Source organism: Pseudoalteromonas shioyasakiensis (assembly GCF_019134595.1).
Taxonomy (GTDB): domain Bacteria; phylum Pseudomonadota; class Gammaproteobacteria; order Enterobacterales; family Alteromonadaceae; genus Pseudoalteromonas; species Pseudoalteromonas shioyasakiensis_A.
This window is the reverse complement of the sequence record NZ_CP077770.1, coordinates 1,392,937-1,409,992: the sequence shown is the minus strand read 5'-3', so window position 1 is coordinate 1,409,992 and position 17,056 is coordinate 1,392,937. Positions and strand designations below refer to the sequence as shown.

The window sequence follows — 17,056 nt, the reverse complement described above, 5'->3', positions numbered from 1 at the left end:
AAGCCTTTTTAACATTTTAAGATTCTATCTTAATCAACTCTACATCAAATATAAGTAGCGAGCCTGCTGGAATGCTGCCTACGCGTTTACGGCCATATGCAAGCTGTGGCGGGATATAAAAGGTAAACTTATCCCCTTCGTTCATTAGCTGTAAGCCCTCAGTCCAACCTGCAATGACTTGATTTAAACCAAAACTGATTGGTGAGTTTCTTACCACTGAGCTGTCAAAAACACTGCCATCCATGAGCGTGCCATGATAGTGAACCTTTACTTTACTGGTTGCACTTGGCTTTGTGTCATTCCCTGAACTTTGCTCAATTTTGTATTGCAGCCCAGATGCGGTTTCATGAACATCGTCAGCTTTACTGTTATTTGCTAAAAAGTCCGCGGCGAGCTTTTCATTTTCAAGGGCTTGTAGCTTCGCCTTTTTACTGTTTTTAAAGATTAAAAAACAAAAAATACCAATGATCAGTAAAAGTATTAAATTAATCATTCTGCGTCCTTCTCATCATCATTGTCACCATTTACGATATCTGCAATATTGGCAAGCCTTGCTAAGGCTAGCGCGTTTATAGAGCCTTCAGGGTAGCCTTCTGCGGTCATTTCACCTGCGTCTTTATCCATTAATAAGCTCAGTGCTTGATCAACCGTTTCAACGGCATAAATATTAAAGCGCCCTTTTTCAACGGCATCGAGTACTTCGTCATCAAGCACTAAATTAACTTGGTTTGATTTAGGAATAATCACCCCTTGCTCACCGGTTAAGCCACGCATTTTACAAAGTTTGAAGAAGCCTTCTATTTTCTCGTTTACGCCACCAATTGATTGCACATCTCCATGCTGGTTAATTGACCCCGTCAGTGCGATAGATTGGCTAATAGGTAAGTTCGTAATGGCTGATATAAGTGCGCACAGCTCTGCTAATGAGGCGCTATCACCGTCGATGTAGCCATAGCTTTGCTCTATTGCGATATTGGCACTGAGCGTTAGGCTAAATTGCTGAGCATACTTATTACCTAAGTAACCAGTTAATAGCATCACCCCTTTTGAGTGAATGGCTTTACCCAGCTCGGCTTCACGTTCAACGTCAATTACGCCATCTGCACCTGCGTACACAGTGGCTGTTATGCGTGCCGGTGTACCAAATGAGGTATCGCCAATGTGCAGCACAGTTAAGCCATTTACTTTGCCCACTGCGTGACCTTCGGTTGCAATTAAAATTTGCCCCTCTTTGATATCACTCAGCATGGTTTCTGAAATTTGCCCTGTACGGTATTGCTTACCAACAATGGCTTCATCTATGTGATGAGCATCAATCACGGTTTGGCCATCTTGTTTGGCATAAAAACTAGCTTCTGCCACTAACTCTAATACATCAGCAAAACGAGCTGAGAGTTTGTTATGGTGCTCAGCTTGGCGATAACTAAACTTTAATAACCTCGCCATGGCCGCTTCATTTACGGTGCAATTGAGTGTTTGCTGACAATATTCAGTCACCTTGGTAATGAACTGATATTGCAGTTTATCGCTACTTGGCAAGTAATAATCAAAGTCAGCAAGGACACGGAATAACTCTGCAAACTCTTCGTCATACTCACCAATGGTGTAATAAAGGTCGCGAGAGCCTAGCAGCACTATTTTTACATCAAGAGGGATCAGTTGCGGGCGTAACGTAAAGCTACTTCCCACAGAGCTGTCTTGATAGGGTAAGTCGTTTTTGATTTGATGCGTTTTTAAAGACAGCTTAAGGCCATCCCACACTTGTGGGTTCGCCATGACTTTCTCAGCATCCATAATCAAATAGCCACCATTAGCACGATGCAGTGCACCTGGCTGAATTGAGCGGTAACTAGTGATAAGCGAGCCTTGCGAAGTCGCATATTCAATTTTGCCGAAAATGTTGCCAAAAGTCGGGTTTGGCTCATACACCACAGGGGCTGCATCGCCCTCTTTGTATTCGACTAGAATATTGGGCGCAAAGAAGTCTGTGAGCATCCCTTTACGGTCAAAGTCTTCTTTGTTTTCGTCGTTTTCATCATCGTCGAGCCATTCAAGTACCGCATCAATGATTTCTTCACGGATGTCTTTTAAATAACGTAATACACCAATGTGCGTAGCGTATTTATGTTCAAGGGCTTTTATTAGTGGCTTAGTAGCAAGCTCAGCAGTTGATTTTTTAAGGTTACGTAGTTTTTCAGATGACTCTCGTTTCCAGCGAGGAAGCTCAATTAATGCTTCGATTAACGCATCTTCAAGCTTTTCGATAACCTCATAAAATTCGATACGCAGTGGCTCATCAAGGGCTGCAAATTCACTGTCGCTCAGTTGTTTACCATTCACTAAAGGCGCAAATCCAACAACACCATTTTCTTCAATCAATGCCACGCTTTGCTCAAGAGCGGCAATTTCAACAGCAGTAATTGCCGCATCGTAAGTATCGGTAAACTCACGGTCGATTGATTTTTTCTTGCGTTGATAACCTGGGTTATCAAAAGCCGCGGGGAATGTATCGAGTACTTCGTCGATAAATGAATCTATATCGTCAGCTAATTGCTTTGATTGACCTGCTTGCATAAATAACGCGATTGGCTCGCGGTGGTCATCATAGTTGTTAACATACAACCACTCATTAGGCGTTGGGCGGTCTTTTGAATGGGCTGTGAGTTTGTCTTTTACTAAGGTGTAACGACCATGAGCCGCTTCACCCATCACATAAACATTGTAACCCGGTAATTCCATTCCGAGTGAAAAGTCGAGGGCACTTTGTGCACGTTGTTGACCAATAAATGGCAACGCTTCTGGATATGGGTTTTGCATACAAGTAGCAACATGACTTGCTGCAATCTTAGGCGCTAACGCAGAAACAGGTAGAGGGATTAGTTTTTTTGTCATTCTAACTTCTTATTTCCCAGTCTTGACTGGGCATTATAGGTAACGCCCAGCACAAGCCTGCGTCACTGATTAAGGTTGTAATGCCTTACGGCGAAAATAAATACCGCCACATTCAGTACAAGGAGTAATTTGCGTAGCATGGTAAACATCGTAACTATGCTGACAATTTTTACATACTAATGTGCCCATGGCTATCCATTCTCCCTCTTGATAAACACCATTGTGTTGAAAATCTTGGTTTAAGGCTTGCCATTCGAGCTGGGTTTTATCTTCAATGTGCGATAACTCATACCAGAGCGATTCTTTAAGCTCTAGCCATGCGAGTGAATCATAGTGACTGTCGTTTTCTTTAATGTGGTCGATATCGCGTTGTAGATAGTCACGATACTGATTGAGCTTTTCTTGTCCTAAGTCTTTAAGTGCTTGCTCTGATTCAACAAATTTTTCCATTGCATCTTTTAGCTCATGATCTTTTACGTCTTTGAGCCATGCACTTAAATCGCTAAGCCAAGATTTATAATCTGCCATCGTTTACTCCTTCAAAAATGATGAAAAATCAATCGTTATTCTAGTTGAGTATAGGTTAACCTGCCCTGAAAATATATTTCCTTGGAAAATTAACAAAAGCGCCTATTTGCCGCTGTGATTAGCATGTATTTTGGGTTATCCTTATCGACAATTTTTTATTAATTTGCAAGAAGTCTGGAATCGTAGATGCAAGAGCAATATAACCCGCAAGACATTGAGTCAAAAGTACAAGCCTACTGGGAAGAAAACCAAGTATTTAAAGTCACTGAAGATGAGAGCAAAGAAAAGTATTACTGCCTATCTATGTTCCCATACCCAAGCGGCCGACTCCACATGGGTCACGTTCGTAACTACACCATTGGTGACGTAGTATCACGCTTCCAACGCTTGCAAGGCAAAAACGTAATGCAACCTATGGGTTGGGATGCGTTTGGTCTACCTGCTGAAAATGCGGCAATCAAAAACAACACAGCACCTGCTAAGTGGACTTACGAAAACATCGATTACATGCGTGACCAGTTAAAGCAATTAGGCTTTGGTTATGATTGGGATCGTGAAATCGCAACATGTCACCCAGAATACTACAAGTGGGAACAGTGGTTCTTCACTAAGCTTTACGAAAAAGGCTTAGTATACAAAAAGATGTCAACAGTAAACTGGGATCCAGTTGACCAAACAGTGCTTGCTAACGAACAAGTTATTGATGGTCGTGGTTGGCGTTCAGGTGCCATTGTTGAGCAAAAAGAAATTCCACAATGGTTCATCAAAATCACTGATTACGCACAAGAGCTACTAGACGATTTAGATAAGCTTGATCACTGGCCTGAGCAAGTTAAAACCATGCAGCGCAACTGGATTGGTCGCTCTGAAGGTTTAGAAATCGAATTTAAGCGTGCTGATAACGAAGATACATTCAGTGTTTATACTACGCGCCCAGATACCTTCATGGGTGTGACATACGTAGCAGTTGCTGCCGGTCACCCAATTGCACAAGAAGCCGCTAAAAACAGCGACGCTGTAGCTATGTTTGTTGATGAGTGTAAAAACACAAAAATCGCTGAAGCAGACATGGCAACCATGGACAAAAAAGGCATTGCAACTGGCTTTTATGCGATTCACCCATTAACAGGTAAGCAAGTACCAATTTGGGTCGCTAACTTTGTATTAATGGATTACGGCTCAGGCGCTGTAATGGCTGTTCCTGCGCACGACCAACGTGACTACGAGTTCGCATCAGCTTATGGCCTTGAAATTGCCCAAGTTATCGCACCAGCTGCAGGTTCTGAAGAAAACGTTGATTTAGACAATCAAGCATACACAGAAAAAGGCGTGTTAGTTAACTCGGGTGAGTTCGATGGTCTTGAGTTTGAAGCAGCATTTAATGCCGTAGCAGATAAACTAGAAGCGCTGGGTGTAGGTGAGCGTAAAGTTAACTTCCGTCTACGTGACTGGGGTGTTAGCCGTCAGCGTTACTGGGGTTCTCCAATCCCAATGTTAAGCGACGAAAATGGTGATGAGCTTGCAGCAACAGATGACATGCTACCCGTTCGCTTACCAGAAGACGTAGTAATGAATGGTGTGACTTCACCAATCAAAGCTGATCCTGAGTGGGCTAAAACAACTGTAAATGGCGCGCCTGCATTCCACGAAACAGATACCTTCGATACCTTCATGGAGTCGTCTTGGTACTACGCTCGTTACTGTAGCCCACGTTTTGACGAAGGCATGATCGAGCCAGGTGCTGCAAATTACTGGTTACCAGTAAACCAATACATTGGTGGTATTGAGCATGCGATCTTGCACTTACTTTACTCGCGTTTCTTCCACAAACTATTACGTGACTTTGGTTTAGTAAACTCAGATGAGCCATTTGAGCGCTTACTATGTCAAGGCATGGTATTAGCAGATACTTTCTATCGTAAAGATGAGAAAGGCGGTGATATCTGGATTTCACCAACTGATGTACAAACTGAAACAGACGACAAAGGTCGTGTTGTTAAAGCGTGGCACAAAGAAGATGGCGAGCCGGTATTCTCTGCTGGCATGAGCAAAATGTCGAAATCGAAAAACAATGGTATCGACCCGCAACAAGTTATTGCCGAGTACGGTGCAGATACAGTTCGTTTATTCATGATGTTTACAGCACCACCAGAGCAAACTCTTGAATGGTCTGATTCAGGTGTTGAAGGTGCAATGCGTTTCTTAAAACGTATTTGGAAGTACGCTGTTGATGTAGAAACAGTAGGCTACCAAGCGCTTGATAAATCAGCGCTAAACAATGACCAAAAAGTACTTCGCCGTGAACTTCATAAAGCAATTGCAAAAGTGACTGATGACGTTGAACGTCGTCAAACATTCAACACTGCAATCGCTGCAATCATGGAAATCTCGAACAAGTTACTTAAGGCACCACTTGCTGATAAACAAGATGTGGCAATTGCAAACGAAGCACTTGAAGCATTACTTATCATGCTTGCGCCTATCACACCGCACATGTGTCACCAGTTATGGCAAGACCTTGGCAAAGAAGGCGATATCTTAGATGCAGCATGGCCAAAAGTTGATGAGTCAGCACTTGTTGAAGATGAGAAGCTAATCATTGTACAAGTTAACGGTAAGCTACGTGCTAAGTTAACAGTGCCTGCAGATGCAACCAAAGAGCAAGTTGAAGCATTAGCATTTGCTGAAGAAAACGTGACTAAGTTCACTGAAGGCGCGACTATCCGTAAAGTAATTTACGTACCTGGCAAACTACTTAACGTGGTTGCTAACTAAGATGGCAGCGCTTCAAGCACTGAAAAACGGACTAGCCCTTGCGCTAGTCTGTTTACTGCTGACAAGTTGTGGCTTTCACTTAAAGAAAGCCTCTAACTTGCCTGACGACTTGAAAGTAATCACCCTTGTTGGGGATGATGAAAAGTCAGCCTTATTCGAATTAGTCGAAAAAGAACTTATTGCAAGTAAAGTTGAGCTTAACCTAGTTGGTAAACACCCAGAGTTGAAAATCCACAGAGATCGCTTAGAGCGTCAAATTCTGTCATTATTTGATAATGGTCAGGTTGCTGAATATGAGCTTGCTTATAGCGTAAGCTATACCCTTAAACGCCCTGGTCAAAAAGCGATTAATCAAAGCTTTGAATTATATCGTAACTACCAAGACGACCCAGACAATGCCCTTGCCAAAGCAAAAGAGCTTGATTTGCTATTAGGCGAAATTCGTAAGCAAGCGAGTCGTCGTATTGTTCGTGAGTTATCACAACTGTAATGCGTTGTTATGCAAACCAGCTTCCTAGCCAGTTAAAAAAAGGCCTAGCGCCTTTTTACATGGTGTTTGGTGAAGAGCCTTATCAAATTGCTCAGTGCGTTATGCAAATTCGCCAAGCAGCTAAACAGCAAGGCTTTGACGAGGTAATAAAATTTACCTTAATGCCGGGTTTTGATTGGCAAGAAATTGTTGCTCAATACCAAAGTATGTCACTGTTCAGCGCTCGTACCTTAATTGAGTTTGATTTAAACGAGCAAAAACCAGGTACGCAAGGCAGCCAAATCTTTAAGCAGCTTGTTGAGCTTGCTAATCCCGATACAATTTTGGTTTTAAAAGGCGCCAAAGCCAGTCAAGATATTCAACGCAGTGCTTGGTTTAAAGCCCTCGATAAGCAAGGCTTATTTGTTCCTTGTTACCCATTAACAGGTAATCACCTGAGCCGCTGGTTAGATGAGCAATGCTACCGTTTAAACTTAAACCTTCATAACAATGCGAAACAAAGCTTAATTGATGCCACTGAAGGTAATTTACTTGCCTGTCATCAAGAGTTAGAAAAGCTATCTTTGCTTTATGGTAGTGAGCTAATTGACCAACAAGCTGTGATGCAAGGGCTACTAAATCAGTCAAAATTTGATATTTTTGATTTGAGTGATGCTTTATTAAATGGCCACGCCGAACAAGCAGTTAAAGTAATGGCTAAACTGGCTACCGATAACACTGAAGCCATGAGTATTTTTTGGGCCATCAATAAAGAAGCCGCTAACTTACTGGCAATGCAACACGGGCGCTTAAGTGGTGCCAATATGGCTGATTTATACAAAAAGTATAATATTTGGAAAAACCAACAAGCTGTTGTACAACAGGCCTTAAACCGCTTAAACATTCAAGTACTCGAACAAATTACCAAACAATTAGCTCAGTTTGATGCCGCATATAAACAAGGCAACCTTGTAGCCCCCTACCAAGCGTTAATGCAAATATGCTTAGTGTTTTGCCAACCTGTGGCGATACCTTTACCTTGCCACCCGGTCTTTGACTAAGAGTAACAATTCATGATTGCTATTTTTGGTGGCACTTTTGATCCAATTCACTTAGGTCATATCAATATGGCCCAGCAGTGTGTTCAGCAGTGCCAACTCGATACCCTTTACTTCATGCCTTGCGCTATTCCTGCCCATAAAGCCAAGCCAGGAATAAGTGATGAGCATCGCATAAACATGCTAAAACTTGCGATTGACGACAATCCGCACTTTGCCATCGATTACCGTGAGCTAAACCGAGAAGGTGCGTCTTATTCTTTGCTGAGTTTAGAAGAGCTTCGTGCAGAAAACCCAGCAGCGCCGATTATGTTTTTAATCGGCATGGATTCATTCAATAGCCTAGATAAATGGTTTAAATGGCAAGAGATTGTCAAACTTTGTCATATTGTGGTGTACCAGCGTCCGGGGCAACACTGCCAAGTTACTGGAGAACTGGCCACTTATAAGGCACATGCCTTAACAGAGCAACTTAGCCAGCTACAACAATCCCCTGCTGGTAAGTTATTCTTTTTAAATGGCTTACAAGTTAATGCAGCCTCAAGCGAAATCAGAAAAAAGCTGCATTTAAATGATGACATCGCGGAACTTTTACCTACCAATGTAAGTCAATACATTGCGCAGCATCATCTTTACCAAACAGATGAATAAATACTGCCTGCGTGATAAAATAACAAATTAAGATTATTTATTTTTGAGAAAACACTTTGGATTCTAAACAACTACTCGCATTTGCCCTTGATAAAGTCGACGATATGAAAGCCCGTGATGTGGTACAGCTTGATGTTCGTGGTAAGTCTGACATTACTGATTACATGTTAGTGTGCTCAGGTAACTCTAAACGCCATGTGCAATCTATTGCTGATCATGTTGCTAAAGAAGCACGCCATGCTGGTGAAGAGCCTCTCGGATACGAAGGCCAAAACGAAGGCGAATGGGTGCTTGTAGACCTAGGTGATGTGGTTGTGCATGTAATGCAAGACCAAACTCGCGACTTCTATGATCTAGAGAAACTTTGGGGCTAACCCTTAGCAAGGACATAGGTAACCATTTTGAAAATACAATTGATTGCTGTTGGCACCAAAATGCCAGCATGGGTTGAAACTGGATTCACAGAATATCAACGTCGCTTCCCACGTGATATGCCCCTTGAGCTAATTGAAATCCCAGCAGGTAAACGTGGTAAAAATGCGGATATCAAACGTATTTTACAACTTGAAGGCGAAAAGACCCTAGCTGCAATCCCTAAAGGCAACCGTATTGTGACGCTAGAGGTCACCGGTAAACCAATGGATACCCATCAGCTGGCAAAAAGTATGGAAAAGTGGCAGCTTGATGGTCGCGATGTCAGCTTATTGATCGGTGGACCAGAAGGCTTAGCACCTGAGTGTATTGCAGCGTCTGAGCAAAAGTGGTCATTATCAAACCTGACACTACCGCACCCTCTAGTGCGCATTATTGTTGCAGAAAGCCTATACCGAGGCTGGAGCTTGAATAACAACCACCCTTATCATCGCGAGTAGTAAAGCCAATGCGAAAACACAGACCCACGATTCGAGACCACTCGGCTGAAGCAAACTTATTTGCTCGCCGAGCATTTGTGGGTTTTGTGTTTGTTACACTGTTAATTGGTGTGTTGTTATCTAACCTATACAACATCCAAGTTATCGAACATCAAGATTATCAAACACGTTCGAACGATAACCGGATCAAAGTTATTCCAATTGCCCCTAACCGTGGGCTTATTTACGACAGAAATGGCGTATTACTGGCTGAAAACAAGCCAGTTTATAATTTAGAAGTGATCCCCGAGGAAGTCGATAACCTTGAAGAGGCGCTGAGCGAAGTTGAAAAAGTTATTGAAATAACTGAGCAACAAAAAGCTGACTTTCTGGATGACATCAAGCACAATCGCCGCTTTAAAAGCCAAGTATTAAAAGCCCGTTTAGACGAAACCGAAGTTGCAAAGTTCTCGGTTAATCAGCATAAGTTTCCTGGCTTTAGTATCGAAGCGCGTTTAGCTCGCTATTACCCTTATGGTGATACCCTTACCCATGCATTAGGTTATGTTGCCAAACTCAACAAAAAAGAACTCACCAAACTAGAAGCAGAAGACCAAGCTACTAACTACCGTGCAACGCACGACATTGGTAAGCTGGGTATCGAAAAGTATTACGAAGAACTCCTTCATGGTGTGGTTGGTTCGCAGCGCGTTGAAGTGAATAACCGTGGCCGAGTTATCCGTACTTTAAGCCTCACGCCACCTGAACCAGGTCACGACTTAGTACTTACTTTGGATATTGGCCTGCAACAAATTGCTCAACATGCCTTAAAAGATATGCGTGGTGCCATTGTGGTACTTGATGCTAAAGATGGCGGCGTTTTAGCGCTCTACTCTAACCCTAGTTATGACCCGAATTTATTTGTCCATGGTATCAGCAGCACAGATTACAAAAAGTTGTTAAACCCAGACCGACCGCTAATTAACCGTACCACGCAAGGGCGTTATGCACCTGCATCTACAGTAAAACCTCATATGTCGATCCTTGCCCTTGAAGAAGGACTGGTAACCGAGCAAACACAAATTTGGGACCCGGGCTTTTTCCAAATTCCTAACGTGGAGCACAAATGGCGTGACTGGAAACGCTGGGGCCACGGTCATGTTGATGTTTATCGTGCTATTGAAGAGTCATGCGATACCTATTTTTACGATGTTGCTTACCGTTTAGGGATCACCAAAATCAGTGACTTTATGACGCAGTTTGGCTTTGGCGAGCTCTCTGGAATCGATATACATGAAGAAACCTCTGCGATAATGCCATCAAAAGAATGGAAAGAAGCCCGCTTTAGAGAGTCATGGTGGCGCGGCGACACTATTTCTGTAGGTATCGGGCAAGGTTATTGGACCGCAACACCAATGCAAATAGCTAATGCTACCAATATATTAGTGAACCGCGGACTCGATCATCCTCCGCACCTTGTACAAGTCGCTAAAAAAGAAAACGAAGTAACGCAAATTAATAATGATGAAAAGCCACCTGTAGTATTAAAAAACCCTCATCATTGGCAAATTGCACTAGATGCGATGCACAACACCGTACATAAAGTCACAGGTACTGCACATAAAGCATTTAAAGGGGCAAATTACGACCCAGCAGGTAAAACGGGTACTGCTCAGGTTGTGAGTATTGCTCAAGGTGAGCGTTACGACGCAAAATCACTTAAAGAGCGCCAACGTGATAACGCTATCTATGTTGGTTTTGCACCCTATAACGATCCACAAATTGTGGTCTCTGTGGTGGTTGAAAACACCGGTGGTGGTAGTACCGTTGGTGCGCCTATTGCGCGTCAATTAATGGATTACTACTTCTCAGCGAACCCGATTCAAATAGCCCAAAGTGACGCGCCATGATCCCATTAAATAAAAAACGCTCAATTTGGCAGCGCCTACACCTCGATTTACCACTTCTTATTGCCCTAATGACGATGATGGTAGCCAGCCTTGCTATTGTTTACAGCGCTAGCGGCCAAGACTCTGCAATGATAATACGCCACGCAACACGTATGTTTGGCGCTATCCTAGGCATGTTTATACTCGCGCAGTTTTCGCCTAACACATTAAAAAGTATGGTCATTCCGCTCTACTGCATAGGGCTTTTGATGCTGGTTGGGGTGTTGTTATTTGGGGTTAGTTCAAAAGGTGCACAGCGCTGGCTTGACTTAGGTGTGACCCGTTTCCAGCCGTCAGAGTTAATGAAAATTGCTGTGCCTATGATGGTTGCATGGTATATCGGCCGTAACCATTTACCGCCAAGAATCATCCATTTAATTATTGGCTTTGCGATTGTAATGGTGCCGACCATTTTGATTAAAGAACAACCCGACTTAGGTACCTCTATTTTAATTGCCAGTTCAGGGATATTTGTATTGTTTTTATCTGGACTAAGTTGGCGCCTTATTGGCTTTTTATCCGCTTCTGTGGGTTTGGCAGCATGGCCGTTTTGGCATTACGTGATGCTTGATTATCAAAAACAACGGGTACTGACCTTTTTAGATCCTGAAAGCGATCCGCTTGGCTCGGGTTACCACATTATTCAATCTAAAATTGCGATAGGTTCTGGTGGCATTGAAGGTAAAGGCTGGCTGCAAGGTACACAATCACAATTAGAATTTTTACCTGAGCGTCATACCGATTTTATCTTTTCTGTACTGAGCGAAGAGTTTGGCCTGTTTGGGGTTTGTTTATTACTTTGTATGTACTTGTTCATTATTGGTCGCGGCTTATACATTGCAGTAAACGCACAAGATGCGTTTGGTAAGTTGCTTGCCGGTGCATTAACACTGACCTTCTTTGTTTATGTATTTGTAAATATTGGCATGGTTTCGGGCTTACTGCCTGTAGTTGGTGTTCCGTTACCTCTAATAAGTTATGGTGGCACCTCAATGGTGACCTTGATGGCCGGATTTGGCATTATCATGTCTATCGCCACCGATAAAAGGATGCTTTTAAAATAATGACACAGCGAGTCAATTACTTACTTATAGCGTTATTTTCTGTGCTGCTAGCAGCGTGTAGCTCTTCATCTCAGCAAGGCCGTTATGCTATGGAGCATGATGCAGCCCCGCTTCGCAAACCAACCGAACTTGAAATGCAAGATGCCATAGTCACCCCGGTTGTAAAAAGCGCAAGCGCTAGTCGCCCTTACGAAGTCCGTGGTAAGCGCTATACACCGATGCTAGATGAAACAGGCTATGCAGAAGAAGGCATTGCTTCGTGGTATGGTCGAAAATTTCACAATTATCACACCTCGAACGGCGAAGTGTACGATATGTTTGCGATGACAGCAGCTCATAAAACACTGCCGCTACCGAGCTTTGCCAGAGTAACAAATTTAGATAACGGAAAATCAGTAATTGTTCGTGTAAACGACCGAGGCCCATTCCATGATGACCGGATTATCGATTTATCTTATTCTGCAGCCTATAAATTAGGTTATTACCGTCAAGGTACAGCCCGTGTTAAGGTTGAGGCTGTTACCCTTGCCAATTCTGCCCCTCGTTTAAGCTACATTCAGGTTGCAGCGGGAAGTACTCTTGCTAATGTTGAGGCGCTCGCGTTTCAACTTCGCCAGCAATATCATGTGCCAACAAACATTGTTGAAAAAGATGGAATCTATCGATTACGTCTTGGTCCAATAAAAGATGCCGCAGAAGCACAAGCAGTTTTAGAAAAGCTAAAACAAAACCAATTTCAGAACGCGTTCTTGCTTTACAGTGAGTAAGACCTTTAGAATAGGTCAACGCAACATGTTTAACTTTAACCATTAATGAGTACGATGAAATCTATAAAATATAAAATCTTAAGTGGCGTTTGTGGCCTTGTTTGCACTGCTAGCGTATTTTCTGCAACAGCCCAAATTATCCCTGCCCCACCTCAAGTTAATGCGAAAGGTTATTTCTTGGTTGATTTCACCACAGGTAAAGTGATTGCCGAAGGCGAAGCAGATACAAAATTAGCACCGGCTAGTTTAACCAAAATGATGACCAGTTATGTAATTGGTACTGAAATCAAAGCAGGTAATATTGCACCAACTGATATGGTTACTGTCAGTGAAAAGGCTTGGGCAAAGAATTTCCCTGAATCATCAAAAATGTTTATCGAAGTCGGTAAGCAGATCAGTGTTGATGACTTAAACCACGGTATCATTATTCAATCAGGTAACGATGCCTGCGTAGCAATGGCTGAACACATTGCTGGTAGTGAAAGCGCATTTGCTGATTTAATGAATGCCCACGCAGAAAAGCTTGGCATGACTAACAGCCACTTCGTAAATAGCCATGGTTTAGATACTAACGAACACTTCACGACACCACGTGATATGGCAACCTTAGGTGCTGCACTTATTCGCGATGTACCAGATGAGTACGAAGTATACGCGAAAAAATCATTCACTTTTAACGGCATCAAGCAATACAACCGTAACTCATTGTTATGGGATGAAAGCATGAACGTTGACGGTATTAAAACTGGTCACACATCAGAAGCGGGTTATAGCTTAGTAACTTCTGCAACTAAAGATGACATGCGTTTAATCGCGGTAGTAATGGGTACAGAAAGCGAACGTGCGCGTAAAGTTGAAAGTAAAAAACTATTAAACTACGGTTTCCGCTTTTTCGAAACAATCACCCCATATAAAGCAGGCGACAGCTTTGCTGAGCAACGTATTTGGATGGGTAACAAAGAAAACGTATCGTTAGGTATCTTAGAAGATACACCTATTACGATTCCACGTGGTCAGCGTAAAAACTTAAAGGCGAACTTTGAGCTTGATAAAACATTAGAAGCGCCGCTTGCTAAAGGTACTAAAGTAGGCACGCTATTCTTACAACTTGAAGGTGAAGAAATTGCGCAATATCCACTAGTTACACTAGAAGAAGTGGAAGAAGGCAGCTTCTTTAGCAAGATCTACGATTACCTACGTTTACAAATTCAGTAATCTGGTCATAAAGTTTATAAACGCCTTGCACCGCAAGGCGTTTTTTTTTGTCTGAAAAATGATAGAATGCGCCCCATATCAGTCGCGCTGGGTCGAGTGCGTCGTAATCTAAGTTTGCTTAACGCCAAGAAATGGCAGAGAACACCTCTATTAAGCACACTCACTGTTTGAGGAGTCACCGTCGTGGTTCAACCTGTAAAAAATACTAAGTTTGACGAGTATTTAGATTTTCCTTGCCCATTCACATTTAAAATCATGGGCTTAGCTAACGTAAATCTAACAGATCAGATCCTAGAAAAGCTGCAACCAATTGCACCTGGCGATTATGCGCCAAAGGTAAAACCAAGCAGCAAAGGTAATTACGAATCTGTAACGCTTGTAGCAACCGTTACAAGTAAAGAGCACATTGAAGAAATTTATAACGTGATCAGCAACATCGATGACGTACGTCACATGCTATAGGCCGATTACGGAGTAAGTCGTGAGCGAAAGAGAATTAATCGTTCGTCAACTAGGTCGTCAGCGTTACATGCCAATTTGGCAAAAAATGCAATCTTTTACCGACACCCGTGATGAGCACACAGCAGATGAAATTTGGCTTGTAGAGCACGAGCCAGTATTTACGCAAGGCCAAGCAGGCAAAGCTGAGCACTTATTAAATACCGGTGATATCGAAGTGATCCAAGTGGATCGTGGTGGTCAAGTTACCTATCACGGACCAGGCCAACAAATGATGTATGTGCTATTCAACTTACGTCGTTTAAACATTGGTGTAAGGGAGCTAGTAACCTGGCTTGAAGAGTGCATTATTGATACGTTAAAAGACTACGACATTGATGCCTACGCGAAAGCGGATGCACCCGGTGTTTACGTTAACGACAGCAAAGTTGCCTCATTAGGCCTTCGCGTTCGCCGCGGTTGCTCTTTCCACGGTTTAGCACTAAACGTAAGTATGGATCTAAGTCCATTTTTACGTATTAATCCATGCGGCTATGCTGGCATGAACATGGTGCAAACAACCGATCTTAACGGTCCGCAAAACCTCGAGCAAGCAGGTGCAGGGCTTGTAAAACACATGATTAAAAAGCTTAATGCTACTGTGGTTAAGCACACTGAAGGGTTTGAAAACGAATGAATAAACCAGTCAAAATGGAACCAGGCGTAAAACTGCGTGATGCAGAAAAAATGGCACTGATCCCAGTTAAAGTTTTACCGACTGAAAAAAACGAAATGTTGCGTAAGCCAGAGTGGCTAAAAATTCGCTTACCAAAATCAACTGAACGTATTGATGGTATTAAACAAGCGATGCGTAAACATGGTTTACACTCAGTGTGTGAAGAGGCTTCGTGCCCTAACCTATCTGAATGTTTCAACCATGGTACTGCAACTTTCATGATCTTAGGTGCTATTTGTACTCGTCGTTGTCCGTTCTGTGATGTTGCCCATGGCCGTCCATTAAAGCCTGACGCAGCTGAGCCAGAAAAGCTAGCGCTGACTATTAAAGACATGAAGCTAAGCTATGTTGTAATCACGTCAGTAGACCGTGATGATTTACGTGATGGTGGTGCACAGCACTTTGCTGACTGTATTCGTGAAATTCGTAAGCATAACCCAGAAATCACGATTGAAATTCTAGTACCTGATTTCCGTGGTCGTATGGACAGAGCCCTTGATATCTTAATCGAGACGCCGCCAGATGTATTTAACCACAACCTAGAAACAGCACCGCGTTTATACAAATTAGCGCGTCCAGGTGCTGACTATAAATGGTCACTTGAGCTGTTACGCCGCTTTAAAGAAGCACATCCAGATGTGAAAACTAAGTCTGGTTTGATGGTAGGTTTAGGTGAAGAAATTAGCGAAATCGAAGAAGTGTTACGTGACTTACGCGAGCATAACGTTGATATGCTAACAGTAGGTCAATACCTACAACCTTCTAAGCACCACTTACCGGTTAAACGCTATGTGCCGCCAGCAGAGTTTGATGCTTTAAAAGATTATGCAGACGAAATTGGCTTTACACATGCGGCCTGTGGTCCATTTGTTCGCTCAAGCTACCATGCTGACCAACAAGCAGCTGGTAAAGAAGTGAAGTAATACTTTTACAATTATTTAAAAGCCCGCATTAAGCGGGCTTTTTTATGTGCCAAAATATCAGCGCCCATAACGCGCTAAGAACATTTTTACAGTTTCGTTTATTACTTTGTTATCGGAGTCGCCTTCTTGGCGCTCAAAGCCATACAGCAACGGATAAAAGATCAGCGACTTTAACTGATACACAAATTGCTTTGCTGCAAACTCAACATCATCAATCGTTAAAACCTGTGCTTGCACACCCGCTTCTAAAAACGCCACCAGATCTTGCATACAGCCCATGTTATTACTGGCTAATGATTTTGCTAAATCAGGCTGCTGTAACATCTGCATAAAAGCGACTTTCGCTACTTTTAAAAACTCTTCAGAGGTCAAAAGCGCCACTTCTTGTTCAGCAATGCGTGTTAACTGCTGTGCAATTGGCACAGCGGCATCAAATACAACCGCTTGCTCTTGGCGAACTTTTTCAAACATAAACACTAGAATGGCTTGAAACAACACATCTTTATTTTCAAAGTGATTATATACGGTACGCTTTGAGGCACCCGCTAAGCTTGCAACCTGATCCATACTGGTATGCTCAACACCCTGCTGGAAAAACAATGTCTCAGCTGCATTCAAAATATCTAATCGTTTTCTCTGTGATAATTTCATGGACCCCTCCGATAAGGGTTACTAGTGTAACGCAAAAATAAAAAATGCACTAGATAGTTTACTTTTATAGCAAACCATGAAAAACTACA

General features: G+C 42.6%; 17 protein-coding genes. 13 read left to right on the top strand and 4 right to left on the bottom strand.

Annotated elements, in window-relative coordinates; translation table 11 throughout:
* Positions 1–16: 16 nt before the first annotated feature.
* The 3 genes from KQP93_RS06550 to KQP93_RS06540 form a co-directional block, all read right to left on the bottom strand.
* Positions 17–493, bottom strand: coding sequence for an FKBP-type peptidyl-prolyl cis-trans isomerase (locus tag KQP93_RS06550; RefSeq protein WP_055020917.1), 477 nt, complete (start codon positions 491–493; stop codon positions 17–19).
* Positions 490–2,892, bottom strand: a complete 2,403-nt coding sequence (locus tag KQP93_RS06545; protein ID WP_217876408.1) for a Lon protease family protein — start codon at positions 2,890–2,892, stop codon at positions 490–492. The genes KQP93_RS06550 and KQP93_RS06545 overlap by 4 nt, the downstream gene beginning before the upstream one ends.
* A 69-nt stretch (positions 2,893–2,961) precedes the next feature.
* Positions 2,962–3,420 (bottom strand): zinc ribbon-containing protein, encoded by a 459-nt coding sequence (locus KQP93_RS06540; protein WP_054551664.1) that lies wholly within the window; start codon positions 3,418–3,420, stop codon positions 2,962–2,964.
* Between the two features lie 186 nt (positions 3,421–3,606).
* Here KQP93_RS06540 and leuS point away from each other — a divergent pair, with 186 nt between their 5' ends.
* The 13 genes from leuS (at position 3,607) to lipA (ending at position 16,316) form a co-directional block, all read left to right on the top strand.
* Positions 3,607–6,195: a leucine--tRNA ligase gene (gene leuS / locus KQP93_RS06535; protein ID WP_217876407.1), complete on the top strand. Its 2,589-nt coding sequence runs from the start codon at positions 3,607–3,609 to the stop codon at positions 6,193–6,195.
* Between the two features lies 1 nt (position 6,196).
* Positions 6,197–6,685 (top strand): LPS-assembly lipoprotein LptE, encoded by a 489-nt coding sequence (locus tag KQP93_RS06530; protein ID WP_217876406.1) that lies wholly within the window; start codon positions 6,197–6,199, stop codon positions 6,683–6,685.
* Positions 6,685–7,725: a DNA polymerase III subunit delta gene (gene holA, locus KQP93_RS06525; RefSeq protein WP_217876405.1), complete on the top strand. Its 1,041-nt coding sequence runs from the start codon at positions 6,685–6,687 to the stop codon at positions 7,723–7,725. Before KQP93_RS06530 ends, holA begins: the two co-directional genes overlap by 1 nt.
* A gap of 12 nt (positions 7,726–7,737) precedes the next feature.
* Complete coding sequence (gene nadD, locus KQP93_RS06520; RefSeq protein WP_217876404.1) at positions 7,738–8,373, top strand: nicotinate-nucleotide adenylyltransferase; 636 nt, start codon at positions 7,738–7,740, stop codon at positions 8,371–8,373.
* Positions 8,374–8,429: 56 nt separating this feature from the next.
* Positions 8,430–8,747, top strand: coding sequence for a ribosome silencing factor (gene rsfS / locus KQP93_RS06515; protein WP_054551669.1), 318 nt, complete (start codon positions 8,430–8,432; stop codon positions 8,745–8,747).
* 27 nt (positions 8,748–8,774) lie between these two features.
* Entirely contained in the window at positions 8,775–9,245 is a 471-nt protein-coding gene (gene rlmH / locus KQP93_RS06510) for a 23S rRNA (pseudouridine(1915)-N(3))-methyltransferase RlmH (RefSeq protein WP_036967350.1), read from the top strand.
* An 8-nt stretch (positions 9,246–9,253) separates the two neighbouring features.
* Entirely contained in the window at positions 9,254–11,134 is a 1,881-nt protein-coding gene (gene mrdA, locus KQP93_RS06505) for a penicillin-binding protein 2 (protein WP_217876403.1), read from the top strand.
* Positions 11,131–12,237, top strand: a complete 1,107-nt coding sequence (gene rodA / locus KQP93_RS06500) for a rod shape-determining protein RodA (protein WP_217876402.1) — start codon at positions 11,131–11,133, stop codon at positions 12,235–12,237. The genes mrdA and rodA overlap by 4 nt, the downstream gene beginning before the upstream one ends.
* Positions 12,237–13,004: a septal ring lytic transglycosylase RlpA family protein gene (locus KQP93_RS06495; RefSeq protein ID WP_054561832.1), complete on the top strand. Its 768-nt coding sequence runs from the start codon at positions 12,237–12,239 to the stop codon at positions 13,002–13,004. The genes rodA and KQP93_RS06495 overlap by 1 nt, the downstream gene beginning before the upstream one ends.
* A gap of 54 nt (positions 13,005–13,058) precedes the next feature.
* On the top strand, positions 13,059–14,219 hold the full coding sequence (locus KQP93_RS06490) for a serine hydrolase (RefSeq protein WP_054551673.1): 1,161 nt from the start codon (positions 13,059–13,061) through the stop codon (positions 14,217–14,219).
* A 183-nt stretch (positions 14,220–14,402) separates the two neighbouring features.
* Positions 14,403–14,681 carry a DUF493 family protein YbeD gene (gene ybeD, locus KQP93_RS06485; RefSeq protein ID WP_054551674.1) on the top strand — a complete coding sequence of 93 codons (279 nt, stop codon included), beginning with the start codon at positions 14,403–14,405 and terminating at the stop codon, positions 14,679–14,681.
* A gap of 19 nt (positions 14,682–14,700) precedes the next feature.
* A complete protein-coding gene (gene lipB, locus KQP93_RS06480) occupies positions 14,701–15,354 on the top strand; it encodes a lipoyl(octanoyl) transferase LipB (RefSeq protein WP_082389180.1) in 654 nt (217 codons plus the stop codon).
* The gene (gene lipA / locus KQP93_RS06475; RefSeq protein ID WP_054551675.1) at positions 15,351–16,316 is read left to right on the top strand and encodes a lipoyl synthase; all 966 of its coding nucleotides are present in this window, start codon (positions 15,351–15,353) and stop codon (positions 16,314–16,316) included. The genes lipB and lipA overlap by 4 nt, the downstream gene beginning before the upstream one ends.
* Positions 16,317–16,373: 57 nt before the next feature.
* Here the strand turns inward: lipA and KQP93_RS06470 are convergent, their stop codons facing one another.
* Positions 16,374–16,967, bottom strand: coding sequence for a TetR/AcrR family transcriptional regulator (locus KQP93_RS06470; protein WP_217876401.1), 594 nt, complete (start codon positions 16,965–16,967; stop codon positions 16,374–16,376).
* Positions 16,968–17,056: the final 89 nt, after the last annotated feature.